This is a genomic window from Dactylosporangium siamense, assembly GCF_016862795.1.
GTDB lineage: Bacteria > Actinomycetota > Actinomycetes > Mycobacteriales > Micromonosporaceae > Dactylosporangium > Dactylosporangium siamense.
This window is the reverse complement of sequence record NZ_BONQ01000077.1, coordinates 1-12,383: the sequence shown is the minus strand read 5'-3', so window position 1 is coordinate 12,383 and position 12,383 is coordinate 1. Positions and strand designations below refer to the sequence as shown.

The following is a 12,383-nucleotide window of genomic DNA, read 5'->3' as shown; positions in this document are numbered from 1 at the left end:
TCACGACCTGGATCCACCGGCGTCACTCGGTGGAGGTAGCCCGGGTGGCGGGCGGCAGGCCGCGTTGCCCTTCGGGTGCCAATCGGCCAAACGGCGCGCAACCGAGCCGTTAAGACTGTTCGATTTCCCAATAGAGCGTCCGTACCGTCGAGCGGACCCGTCCGAAACCAGCATGCCCGCGGAGGTGCTGCGTGGCGTCCGCGCTGTCCTGGCTGGATAGTTCCCGGGCTGATCAGCAGCGGATGCGCGAGCTGCTCAACCTCTTCAGCAACACCGAGAGCCGCGACGAGCTCGGCATCGGCCAGGTGCGCGACGCATTCAGTGACATGCTCTTCCCGGGCATATCGACGTTGCATACGCGCGCCCGGTACCTGCTCATCGTCCCCTGGTGCTTTCAGGACGCGCAGGGCCGCCGGCTGCGTGGCAACGCGACGTCCGCTCGGGTGTCCCGCAACGAGCGCACCGTCATCTCGGCGCTCATCCGGGCGGGCCGGCCCGAGGGGATGGTCGGCCGCTACACGGGGGTGAAGGTCCGGACGCTGCCCTCGACCATCTACGCGACGGCGCTGACGACCTTCGGCATCCGCACCGGCGAGGAGCCGGTGACCCGGTCGGCGGCGGAGACAGAAGAACTCGCGGAACTGCGGACCGGTATGTGGCACCCGACGCTGCCCGACCCGCCCGCCGGCTTCCCGACCGAGCTGGACGGCGAGCTCACGCTGGGCCCGGACGAGGCCCGCTGGCTCCGCGAATGCATGCTGGCGAGGGTCCCGAACACGTTGCTGGCGCACCTGCTGGCACCGGAACGCTGGCCGGCGCTCGAAGCGGACCATCCATGGGACGACGCGGTGACCGCTGGGGCTTCACCGGAGATCACGAGAGCGGCGCTGCATGCCGGCCGCTTCTCGCTCGCCATCCACGGGGCCGCGCTGCTGTACAACCTGCTGGTCGCCGAGCGGTACGAGGCGGCTGGGCTGATCAAGCATGCGGCGCCGGTTGACCTGTACCGCGCGCTCCTCGCCGACTGGGCCGTTGAGCTCGCCGGCCTGAGTGCGTGGAACCGGGCCGAGATGTGGAGCCAGGTCATCGAAGTGAACCCGCGCATCGCAACCAACCTCACCGCACGACGATTCATCGACCTGTGGCTCGACGCCGTGGCGACGGGCGGGATACGCGAGGTCCGGAAAGAGCAATCGCTCCGAACGCTGATCGGCGAGCGTGAACGGTCGGTCAAAAAGAGCCAGTCACGGCTGACGAATGAAAAGCTCCTGCGCAACTGGAGCGGAGCATCCGGGAGCGCCCGTTTGGTGTACCGCTGGCCGCAAGCGAGAAGCATGCTCATGGACATCCACAACGGCTGCGCGGCCGAGTCGGAGGTCGAGCTTGCTGGCGCCTGATACCCGCACGCTGCTGCTCGACGCCCTGCGCCCGCCGCCCGGCTCGCAGCTCACCCGGGCCGTCGCGCTGACGTTCACGCTCGATCTCGACAGTCTGCTGGTCGCGCCGCTCGCGTTCGCCGCGCACAACCTCCGCGAGTCGATGGACCCCGTTGTCATCATGGAAAGCGTCCGCCGGTGCGCCGATCGCATCGACGTCTTCTGCCAGTCGGGGCGGGTCGCGGTGCCACCGGGAGAATCCGCGCTGCTCGCGTTCCTCGAACCGATGGTGCACACGGTCAGGAAGCCGAGGCCGGGCCGTCTCTTCCACCCGAAGCTGTGGGTGCTGCGATTTCTGGACGACGTCACCGGCGAGGTGTCCCTCCGTCTGCTGGTCCTGAGCCGGAACCTCACCAAGGACCGCAGTTGGGACGTGTGCCTTCGCCTGGACGGTGTGCGCGGTTCACGACCGGTCGGCGCCAACAAACCCCTCGCTGACCTGCTCAGGCACACTCTCAAACTGGCCGTCGCCCCGCTGCCGGCACCGCGACTGGAGGCCATCGAAACCCTTATCGAGGACCTGCGCCGGGCGGAGTGGACCGCACCGGACGGCGTTGACGAGGTGCGTTTCCATGCTCTGGGTGTGCCGGGGCATCGGCCCCCGAATTTCGACGGCGCCCGGCACCTCGTCATCTCGCCGTTCTGCACCGAGGACGGGCTGTTGCTGTGCGCACCAGGCGATCGCCGGATGGTGATCGGGCGCCAGGAGGAACTCGACCGCCTGCCCGACGAGACGCTCGCGCACGCGGAGTGTTTCGTCGTCAGCGAACTGGCCGGCCTGCCCGAAGACGAGTCCTCGAACGGGTTGGAGATCCTCAGCGGTCTGCACGCCAAGGTGTACGTGGTCGAGCAGGGCGCGGCAGCCCGGCTGCTCATCGGCTCCGCGAACGCCACCGGTGCGGCGTTCGGCGGCAACGTCGAGGTGCTCGTTGAGCTCGCCGGCAGGCGCGCCGACCTCGGGATCGACTCGATGGTCGGGCCGGAGACGGACCTGCGCGGGGTGCTTGAGCCGTATGAGCGCGGCGAGCCGGTGGAGCTGGACGAGGACGCCGAGCTGCTGATCGATCTCGTCGGCGACATCGCCGAACTGCCGTTGGTCGCTACCGTGCAGGCCGATGCGGAGCGGTACGCCATAACGTTGACGTCGGAAGATGCGCTCCCGGCCGCGCAGGGCGTGCGGCTCACCGCGGAGCTGCACACCCGCCGCGGCGAGGCGGCCACGCTGGTCGCCGGACAGCCGGTCAGCGCCACGTTCACGGGTCTGGCGCTGACCGACATCACGCCATTCGTGATCATCACGGCCGAACTGGGCGACGCCCGTGAACGCACGATCGTGGTCGCGACGCTCGTAGGCGATCCCGACGATCGGCTCGATCATGTGCTCGCCGAGCAGATCGACACCGTCGAGAAGTTCCAGCGGTTCCTGCTGCTGATGCTCGGGCTGGGCGCCGAAGCCGCCGCGGTGCCCCTGGTCGAGGGCGAAGGCGGCGGCTCGGCCAACTGGCGGACCGGGCTCGGCGGGATCTTCGAGCTCCTGATCAACGCGCTCGCCGAGCACCCCGAGCGGCTCGACGACCTCGCGAACCTGATCGCCCGGATCGAGGCCCGGGGCGCCAACCTGTGGCCCGACGAGTTCAGCACGCTCTGGGCGGTCGTCGTGCAGGCGCGGCAGGCCGAACTTGAGGAGGCGCGCGCATGAATCGGTACGACGCGCAGCAGGTGATCGCGGGCCTCAAGGACTTCCAACGCGCGACGGTCGAGCACGTCATGGAGCGGTACTACGGCGCCGATCCCACCCGGCGGTTCCTCGTCGCCGACGAGACCGGCCTCGGCAAGAGCCTGGTCGCGCGCGGGGTCGTCGCGAAGACGCTCGAACGGCTGCAGGACGACCCGAGCGTGAAGCGGGTGGACGTGGTGTACGTCTGCTCGAACCAGGACGTCGCCGCGCAGAACGTTGCGCGGCTGCGGGTGACCGCGGACGAGGCCGTCACGCTCTCGACCCGCCTGACGCTGTTGGCCAAGGAGGTCTCGAAGCTCAAGCAGGGTAAGCCGGCGCACGGCAAACGGATCAACCTGGTGGCATTCACGCCCGGCACCTCGTTCGACCAGGGTGGGCGCACCGGGGCGAAGGAGGAACGCGCGCTGATCTTCCTCCTGCTCCAGCAGGTCGAAGGTTGGGATGGATGGCGGACCCGCGCCGCAGTTCGCGCGTTGCAGGGCACCGTCGGCTCGCCGGAGCGGTTCGAACAGTACTGCCGGCAGCTCGAAACCGCCTTGGGCGGGCAGCTGGACCGGACGATCGCGAGGCAGTTCATCCGCCTCGCCAAGAAGGACGGCCTGCTCAAGGAGTTCAACGCGCTGCTCGACGAGATCGGCCGCCGCCCGGCCCTCCCGGACGCATTGCGCGAGCGCTCCCGCCGGATCATCGGCGACCTCCGGGCCACGCTCGCCCGCGCCGGCGTCGACGCACTCGAACCCGACCTGATCATCCTCGACGAGTTCCAGCGTTTCCGGGAACTCCTCGATCCGGACGGCGGACCGGCGGCCGAACTCGCGAAATCGCTGTTCGACTATGGGGATGCGCGGGTGTTGCTGTTGTCGGCGACGCCGTACAAACCCTTCACCTATGCCGAGGAACGCGCCGCCGGCGAGGACCACTATGCCGACCTCCGGCAGATTCTCGGGTTCCTCAATCCGGACGAGCAGTGGCACGCCGAGGTGGCGAAGGCGTTCGAGGCGCACCGCGAAGCGCTGGTCCGCGCGGAGCCGAGCGACGCGATCCGGGCGGAGCTGCGGGAGCTGCTGCTGCGGGTGATGTGCCGGACCGAACGGCCGGCGTTGCAGCAGGCCAAGATGCTGCTCGAGCATGTCGTGACCGTCCAGGACCTCACCGCCGAGGACATGCGCAGCTACGCCGCGATGCGTCGGATCGCCAAGGCCGTCGAAGCACCGATGACCATCGAGTACTGGAAGTCCGCCCCGTACTTCCTGAACTTCCTCGACGGCTACCAGATCGGCGAGAAGGTCCGCGCCGCGCTCAAGGGCCGTGCTGCGGCCGAGGTCCGCCCGCTGCTGGCGAGCACGCAGCTGCTCGACGCCGACGCCGTCGCCCAGCGGCGGGCCATCGACCTCGGCAACGCCAGGCTTCGTCACCTCGCCGCCGACACCCTCGATCGGGGCTGGTGGCAGCTGCTGTGGTTGCCGCCCTCGATGCCGTACTCGGCGCTCGGCGAGCCGTTCGCCGACGCCGCCGCGCACGGCATCACCAAGCGCCTGGTGTTCTCATCGTGGAACGCGACACCGACGGCCGTGGCCGGGCTGCTGAGCTACGAGGCCGAGCGGCGCATCGAAGGCACCCGGCAGCCGGGTGCCGAGCCGCAGCGCCGCCGGTCCCGGCTCGACTACCGCCTCGACGGGGAGCGCGCCGCTTCCATGAGCACGTTCGCGCTGTTCTGGCCGCACCCCGAACTCGCCCTGGTCTGCGATCCGCTCGCGATCGCCCGGCAACGGCCGACCGAGACCTTGCCCCTGGAGGCCGTCGAAACGGAGGTATGCGAGCGACTGCGTCGCAGTGCACCGGCCGAATTCAGCGACCCGCGCCACGTCGGCGAGGTCCACCCATGGCACGCGGTGTTCCGGTGGCCGGGTGCGCGAGCCGGATTCGAGCAGCTCTCCATCCAGGCCGTCGCCGGAGCCATCGCCGACTCGCACAACGAGGACGGCACCCCGGCCGGCCTGGATCGTCACGTCAGCCAGGCGTACGCGGTCATCTCGGCGGTCGAGCATCCGGTTGCCCACGACGTTTCCCAGGTCATCGATGACGTGACCGCCATCGGGCTGTACGGTCCTGGCAACATCGCCTGGCGAGCGATCGCCCGGATCCTCACGCCGAATTGCACTGTGACGCCGGACGCCCATTGGAAAGCCGCCGCATACATTGCCAACGGTCTGCGGTCGCTGTTCAACCGGGCCGATTCGGCGCAGTTGCTCGATCATCTGCAGCCCGGCATCGTGTACTGGCGAGCCATCCTGCGTTACTGCGCCGCGGGCGGCCTCCAGGCCGTGCTGGACGAACACCTGCACGTGTTGCGCAGCGCGGGCTCTGGCCTGCCACTGGACAACGACTCCCTCTTCGTCCTTGCCCAACGGCTGTTCATGACCGTCACCATCCAGCCGGTCACGTACCGGGCCTTCGACCCACACCTGCCGGACAAGCCGATCAGCCTGCCCGGCCGGTTCGCACTGCGCTACGGCGGACGGGGCGAGGAACAGGCGCAGGTCGAGCGGAAGGCCGCCGTCCGGCAGGCGTTCAACAGCCCGTTCTGGCCGTTCGTTGTCGCCACCACCAGCGCCGGCCAGGAGGGCATCGACTTCCACCAGTGGTGCTCGGCCATCGTGCACTGGAATGCTCCTCCCAACCCCGTCGACTTCGAACAGCGCGAGGGCCGCGTGCACCGCTTCGGCGGGCACGCCGTGCGCCGCAACATCGCCGAACACCATCGAGCAGCCGCGCTGTCCTCCGACGAGCAAGACGTGTGGAAGGCCGCCTACGACGCCGCTCGCACGGGTTCCGAGGCACTCGGCGACTTCGCTCCCTATTGGGTGTACAGCGGGGCAGCCATGATCGAACGGCATGTCCTGCTGTACCCCCTGAGCCGCGACGTGGCCAAGCTCGAGCGCTTGAAAGCCGACCTGGCCCACTACCGGCTGGCGTTCGGCCAGCCGCGCCAGGAGGACCTACTGGCGCTGCTACGCCGCTCGGCAACCCACGGCATGCCGCCGCCCGACCCGCTCGATCTCCGCCCGTTTCCTAGGTCCGCACACGGGTGATCGCCTGGTTGGTGAGCCCGTTGAGCAGTGTGACGTCGGGTGCCCCGATGCGCGCGTCGGACATCAGGACCACGACGACGTAGCGCCCGGTGGCCGCCACCCCGTAAGCGACATAGCGGTCGCCCAGGTCGTAGTTGCCGAAGAACAGCGTCGAGTCAGGCCCGTACACGTCGTCGGCGACGGGGTCGAACCCGTTGTCGCCGCCCCCGACGCCGCACCGCGCGAGCTGCGCCTTGAGCTCCCGGACGTACCCGCGCGCCGCGTTGCTGTTGCGGTACCGCGCAACATTTTCGTAGACGCGGAACGTGGCGCCGAAGTCCGCGGCCTGCTGCCGGCTCACGACCGGCAGCGGCACGGGCGCGTCGGCGCACGGCTGTGGCAGCAGCGGCCACGTGAGCCCGTCCTCGACCGGGCCCGGGACGCTGCCGCCGAGGTCTTCAGCCTGCAACATGAGGTGGTCGGCGATCCCCCGTAGCCGCGTGGCGGCCACCGCCGACGACGAGCCGGCCACGAGCGCAACGGCAACGATCGCTATCAGCACCAATATCTTCCGCATGCGCCGATCCTGCCGAGCCAATGTCATCGATGGATGGGTACGCGTACCCAATCCGGCTGAGTACCGATGCTCGGGGACCGACGTATCGTCGGGGCCATGATCGAACGGGTGAAGGTCGCGGTCGTCGGCGTCGGGAACAACACGTCGGCGCTGGTGCAGGGCATCGCGTACTACCAGCAGACCGGCAGCCTCGTCGGCATCTCCCGGCCGGAGATCGACGGCTTCGGTGTCGGCGACATCGAGTTCGTCGCGGCGTTCGCCACGTCACCGGAAAAGATCGGCAAGGACCTGACCGAGGCGATCTTCCTCCCGCCCAACAACTTCCCCAGGCTCGACTGCGAGCTCCCTGCGGCAGGTGTACCGGTCACCGCCGGCCTGGTCGACGACAGCGGCATCGACCGGGTGGCCGCGTCGCTCACCGGGGCCGACGTCCTGCTCTACTCGGCGCCCAGCGGCCGTCCGGTGACCGCACTGGCGTACGCCGAGGCCGCCCGGCGAGCCGGAGTCGCCTTCGTCAACACCACCAGCGACGCGGTCGCCCGAGACCCAGAGCTGCTAGGACGGTTCACCGCCGCCGGAGTGCCGCTCATCGGCGACGACCTGACCAGCCAGTTCGGCACCTCGGTGCTGCACGACACGTTGCTGCGGCTGCTCGCCGAGCGGGGACTCACGCTCGTCAGCTCGTATCAGGTCAACCTCGGCGGCACCGAAGACTTCCGCAACCTGGTGGCCAACCCCAACACCAAGAAGCAGTCGAAGCTGAACGCGCTGTCGACGGCCGACAAGGTCGAGGTGGCACCGCTCGGCTACCTGCCGCACCTGGGCTCGCAGAAGGTCGCCCACCTCAACCTGGAGGCGCAGGGCTGGGCCGGCACCTCGGTGAGCCTCGACGTGAAGCTGAAGGTCCACGACCCGAGCGGCGCCGCCGGCGTCAACATCGACCTCATCCGGATCGCCGCGAACGCGAACCGCACCGGCCGCGGCGGCTACGCCACCGAGGCGACCACGCTGCTCAAATCCCCGCCGGGAACAGCGGTCTGATCAGTACTGCATGACGCAGTAGACGACCGTCGGGTGGCTGAACTGGTACCACCGGTTCCACTTGTAGTCCCGCGTGCAGTTGTTGCTGTTGGTCGCGCCGGGCACGATGTCGATGATGTGCACCGTCCCCTTGGCCTTGCACGCGGAGGCGGGCACGACCCAACCGGAACCGCTCGGGAACTTGTAGCAGTAGGTGCGCACCAGGTACACCTCGAGGCAGAGCCGGTAGCCGTCCTCGGTGATGTACGGCGACTCGGGGTCGGGGCAGGTGTCCCGCGAGTAGTCGACGGTGAGCACCTTGTACGCACCCTTGGTGCCGTTGCAGCTCCCCGTCCCCAGGTACGTCCCGATCTCGTCGACGCTGATGCACTCCCCGACCCGCGCCGGTGCCGGCGGTGGCGCCGGCGCCTTCGTGGTGGGGGCGGCGGCGGGCGCCGTGTAGTCGCCGCCCGAGTAGGGATCACGCGTCGACGCCGAAACGGGCGACCGGTCCTTTGCCTTGTCCCGGACCACGATGACGCCCACCACACCGGCCACGCAGACGCCGGCGATCAGCACGAGCGCGCCGATGACAATGCCGATGACGAGCCCGGCATTGCTCCGCGGTGGCGGCGGTGGCGGTAGGCCCGGAGGGCCGTACATCGGGGGGAGGGCGCCCGGGTACGGAGGTGGCTGAGGGGGCAGCGTCACCCGGGGAGTGTGCCATAGAACGTCGATGCGCGTGGGGCGGCCCGGACCAGCGCGAAGACCCACGCCGGTCGTGGATCGCTGCGGAAGAACCAGCGATCCACGACCGGCCGGCCCGAACGTCAGTACTGCACGAGCAGGTACTGCCAGGTTCGGTCGGTCGTGCTGCCGTCCGCGCGGCGCCCGGTGACGGCCAGGGTGTGCGAGCCACCCTCCGAGGGTGTCCACTTCACCGTGGCGTGCCCGTTCACCGCCTCGACGGTCTTCGTCTCGTCGTAGTCGAACTGGTAGCCGAACGCCACGACCCCATCGGCGCCGGCGGTGAAGTCGAACGTCCCCTCGACGCCGACGCCGCCGCCCCACGTGGAGGGCAGGTACTGCGCCGAGACCACGTTCGTCGCGGTACCGACGAGGAAGCGGTACTCGGTGACCTGTGAGAGCCCGCCACCGGCCAGCACCTGCTGGACGTACAGCGTGTTCAGCCCGCTGTGCGTCGGCGTGATGTCGGTGTACGTCGTGGTGCTGTCCGGCGTGGGCGGCACGGCGACGACCGGCCCGTCCTCAACGTGGTATCGGAACTCCACGATGTTCGGGGCGAACTGCGAGTAGAAGCCGACGGTGCCCGGGATGCCGACGCCGCCGGTCGGGTTGTACTCGTTCCACGGTGCGTAGACGGTGACCCGGTCATCCCTGACGTAGATGTACTGGTAGCGCTGCTCCGACTCCGTCCCGTCGGCGGCGACGCTCCGGACCAGGAGCGTGTCCAGGCCCGGCGAGAGCGGCGTGTACGTCACCGTCGCCGTACCGTCCGCGCCCACGGGCACGGTGAGCTCCTGGTCGCCGTAGGGCAGGGTGTAGCGGAACTGCGTCGCGCCGGGCAGCGCGGCCCGGAACGTGACCGTCACCGGGAAGTTGGCGATCACCTCGTCGGCGGGCGTCCAGGTGACGACCGGTCCGGAGAAGACCTGGAAGGTGTACCGGGTTTCCGGCGACCGGCTCCCGTCGGCCCGAACCGCCTGAACGATGACGGTCGTGTCCCCGGCGTGCGTGGGCGTCACGTCGAGGTAGGCGTACGAGTTGCCGTTGCTGGAGAGCGAGGTTTCCGGCCCGCCGTCATAGCGGTAGACGAACCCGGTCAGGTCCGGCAGCTGGCTGCCGAACTCGATCCGCTGCAGGATCCCGACGCCGTCGGTCCGCGGCGAATCCGTCAAGTTCCAAACGTAGACGGACGGGCGCACCGGGACGATCGAGAAGTAGTGCTGCGTCGCCTGTGAGACGGTGCCGTCAGCCGACACGGAGCTCACCTGCATGCTGATGAACCCGGGCGTGTCGGCGGTGTACGGCAGCACGGCGCTGCCGTCCGCGGCGGCGTCGACCTGCGCGGTGCGGCCACCGATGACGTACTGGTAGGCCACCACCCCGGACCGGCGCGGCTTGAACGTGAACGAGCCGGTCTTGCCCTCGACCTGGTTGGCGAACAGGTCGAACTCGACCGACTCCACCACCGGCTGGTCGCTGACGACGGTCCACAGCTTGTTCTGCCCGAGCAGCTTCGTGCCCTTGTAGGCCCGCAGCGTGATCTCGGCGGACCCGGTCTGGTTGAACGTGATCGACCCGCTCGCCTTGCCGCCGGTCACCGGCAGCTTGACCTCGGCCGACTCCGGCAACTGATACGACATGACGGTCGTCTCGCTCGCCGTCGCAGTCAGGTTGATCGTGCTCGGCAGCCCGACCCCGGCCATGTCCACGGACCCGTACGGCGAGGTGGCACGCACGGTGAACTGGTATTCCTTCTCCGGTCCACGGTTTCCGGCCGCATCGACGGCCACCACGTACAGCGACATCGTCCTCGCCGTGTCCGGCGTGTACTCGAGCACGGCCCCGCCGGACCGGTTCGCCTTCACGGTGCCATAGCGCCCCAAGGTGTCCCGCCAGGCGAACGCGGCCACATCCGGGTTCCCACCGGCGTCGAACCGGAACCGGCCCAACACCCCGGGCCCGCCCGTCCCCACGGTGCCGGCCGGGTACTGCTTCGAGGCGACCCCCGGCTCATGCGCGGGCGGCGTCTTGTCCACGGTGAGGTAGCAGGCCTTCGCCCACGGCCCGTAATCGGTGTAGTCGAAACCCCGGGCGCTCCAAGCGATCAGGGTCCCGTCGGCGTACCCACTGAGATCGGTGGACGCCTGGTACACGCCGCCGCCGTAGGTCCCGCCCATGAACTCCCGCCGCTGGTCCGGGTGATCGACATCCCAGACCGCGAAGATCAAGGTCTTGGGATCGCCGACATCACCGTCGGTGACCTTGGCGGAGAACGTCGGAGATGACCCCGCGGTCGGATGCTTGGCAACAGTGCCGCAGGTGCCTTCCGGATACTGCAGCTTGAGCTCGGACGCGACCGCCAGGTGGTTGGCGCCCACCGCGAGCCGCGGCTGCCGCACCGTCCGTCCGAGCCGCTGATCGCTCTCCGCGACCGCCGCGACCCGCAACTCGATGGTGAGCGTCTTGTCCCCGCGAGCGACGGCGACCCCGACCGCCTCGGCGAGCTCGAACCAGAGCCCGCTGGGGCAGGACCCGTACGCCGTCCCGAGCGACGCCTCCGCGATCCGCTCGATTTCCTGCGGCGCCCGGTTCCACGCCGTGTTGTCCTTGATCGCCGACGTCCGCCAGATCTCGACGGGCGCCGTCGCGGTGCAGTCGGTGACGCTGGTCTCGGTCGAGGTCAGGCCCGCCACGTGAATGGCCTGACCCTTGAACCCGGTGAGATCGAAGGTGAAGTACGACCGCCGCGTGTGCGCCTTGCCGGCGGCGTCGAGCGACGTACCGACCGGCATGTCACCGGACTGGTTGAGGTAGCTGGTCGACGGGTTGCCCGAATCGGTCCAGGCCCATTTCGTGGGGCTGAGGTTGACCAGCGGGGCCTGAGCGTGCACGGGCTGTGCGGTGGCGGCCACGACGACGAATGCGGCGCCGGCGGACAGCAGAACTCTGCGTACGCGTGCCATATGGGTGATTTCCTCCCCGGTTTCCCGGCCAGCAATCACCAGCCGGGCACCGGGATCGTAGACCCACGAACGATCACCGTGGCACCGAGTATCCATTATGGACAATCAGCGCCAGACCACCGATCTGGCCACCAGGGGGCACATATCGGCAAGATCATCCAAATCCGGGGGTTTGGTCAGCAGGGAATGTCCGTTGTGACGCCGGCGTCGAGCCACCGGATGCTGCGTTGGATGTCGTCGGCGGCAGTGGCGAAGGCGTGTTCGGCGGCGGCCCGGGGTTGCCGGAAGTGCCGCCATCCTTCGTAGTGCACGGGGATGACCGTGTGGGGCCGGATCGCCTGGCACAGTTGGACGGCGTCGCGACCGGTCATCGAGTACCGGATGGGTCCGGTGACCGGGAACTGGACACCGCCGAGGTGCAGCAGTGCCGTGCCGATGCGGAGTCGTTCCGCGACGTCGCGCGTCCCCTGGTAGAGGACCGTGTCGCCGGAGATCCAGAGTTGGCCGTGCTGCTGGCCGTCCCAGCGCAGTGCGAACCCGATGACGTCGCCGACGATCGGTCCGCTCAACGGCGGCCCGTGCCGGCAGGGGGTTGCGGTGATGACGATCGTGGGTCGTCCCTCGGCGCTGAGGGTGGCTGTGGTCCACGGTGCGAGGCCGGTCGCGTTGCCGCCCAGTCGCTCGGCGCCGGCTTCGGTGGTGAACACCGTGCCGGCGGCGGGCAGCAGTTCCCTGCCGCGGTCGTCGAGGTTGTCGCCGTGGTGGTCGTGGGTGAGCAGGATCGCGTCGATGCGTCCGAGCTCCTGCGGGGTCACCGCCGGGCCGGTCAGC

General features: G+C 69.2%; 7 protein-coding genes. 3 read left to right on the top strand and 4 right to left on the bottom strand.

The genetic code is table 11. The annotated features are described in order from the left end of the window. Window positions 1–191 precede the first annotated feature (191 nt). Window positions 192–1,397, top strand: coding sequence for a DUF6361 family protein (locus Dsi01nite_RS57480; RefSeq protein WP_239136129.1), 1,206 nt, complete (start codon window positions 192–194; stop codon window positions 1,395–1,397). A 1,734-nt stretch (window positions 1,398–3,131) separates the two neighbouring features. Beyond that, window positions 3,132–6,266 (top strand): C-terminal helicase domain-containing protein, encoded by a 3,135-nt coding sequence (locus Dsi01nite_RS24010; RefSeq protein WP_203848496.1) that lies wholly within the window; start codon window positions 3,132–3,134, stop codon window positions 6,264–6,266. On the opposite strand, the gene Dsi01nite_RS24005 is transcribed toward Dsi01nite_RS24010, so the two are convergent. Next, on the bottom strand, window positions 6,247–6,822 hold the full coding sequence (locus Dsi01nite_RS24005; RefSeq protein WP_203848495.1) for a hypothetical protein: 576 nt from the start codon (window positions 6,820–6,822) through the stop codon (window positions 6,247–6,249). The two genes, Dsi01nite_RS24010 and Dsi01nite_RS24005, sit on opposite strands and share 20 nt — an antisense overlap. Window positions 6,823–6,918: 96 nt before the next feature. Here Dsi01nite_RS24005 and Dsi01nite_RS24000 point away from each other — a divergent pair, with 96 nt between their 5' ends. After that, window positions 6,919–7,863 carry an inositol-3-phosphate synthase gene (locus Dsi01nite_RS24000; protein ID WP_203848494.1) on the top strand — a complete coding sequence of 315 codons (945 nt, stop codon included), beginning with the start codon at window positions 6,919–6,921 and terminating at the stop codon, window positions 7,861–7,863. Here the strand turns inward: Dsi01nite_RS24000 and Dsi01nite_RS23995 are convergent, their stop codons facing one another. The 3 genes from Dsi01nite_RS23995 to Dsi01nite_RS23985 all read right to left on the bottom strand — a co-directional run. Beyond that, window positions 7,864–8,553, bottom strand: coding sequence for a hypothetical protein (locus Dsi01nite_RS23995; RefSeq protein WP_203848493.1), 690 nt, complete (start codon window positions 8,551–8,553; stop codon window positions 7,864–7,866). 119 nt (window positions 8,554–8,672) lie between these two features. Continuing rightward, entirely contained in the window at window positions 8,673–11,552 is a 2,880-nt protein-coding gene (locus tag Dsi01nite_RS23990) for a hypothetical protein (protein ID WP_203848492.1), read from the bottom strand. A 176-nt stretch (window positions 11,553–11,728) separates the two neighbouring features. Then, window positions 11,729–12,383, bottom strand: a 655-nt coding sequence (locus Dsi01nite_RS23985) for an MBL fold metallo-hydrolase (RefSeq protein WP_203848491.1), incomplete at its 5' end; no start/stop codon positions are given.

Excerpts from the sequence above, each read along its gene's own strand:
- Dsi01nite_RS24010 (WP_203848496.1), top strand. The coding sequence starts at position 3,132 with ATGAATCGGTACGACGCGCAGCAGGTGATCGCGGGCCTCAAGGACTTC.
- Dsi01nite_RS24005 (WP_203848495.1), bottom strand. The coding sequence starts at position 6,822 with ATGCGGAAGATATTGGTGCTGATAGCGATCGTTGCCGTTGCGCTCGTG.
- Dsi01nite_RS24000 (WP_203848494.1), top strand. The coding sequence starts at position 6,919 with ATGATCGAACGGGTGAAGGTCGCGGTCGTCGGCGTCGGGAACAACACG.
- Dsi01nite_RS23990 (WP_203848492.1), bottom strand. The coding sequence starts at position 11,552 with ATGGCACGCGTACGCAGAGTTCTGCTGTCCGCCGGCGCCGCATTCGTC.